Raw genomic sequence first — 226 nt, forward strand, 5'->3', positions numbered from 1 at the left:
CTTCCTTGATATAACCTGCCGCATAGATGTCGGTGCCGAAAACGTAGAGGGCATTAACCGCGCCGGCTTTGGTGCTTAACTCTGTGGCTATAAAAGAGCTGTCCGTTCCCTTCCAAATACAGGGATGAAGGCTGCCGTTTTTTCCGCCTATAAAGACAAGGCCGTCTTTTGTGCATGCGGCGTTTGCTTCGGAGAAGCTGCCCGTTTCAAGCTCCGTCGGCGTTAC

1 protein-coding gene is annotated in these 226 nt (G+C 52.2%); it reads right to left on the bottom strand.

Annotation, left to right across the window (positions count from 1 at the left end; all coding sequences use genetic code 11):
- The coding region (locus tag H0R92_RS14110; protein ID WP_432966327.1) for a hypothetical protein at window positions 1–226 on the bottom strand (226 nt) is incomplete at both ends.

The sequence above is a fragment of the Treponema sp. OMZ 840 genome, assembly GCF_050937815.1.
GTDB lineage: Bacteria > Spirochaetota > Spirochaetia > Treponematales > Treponemataceae > Treponema_C.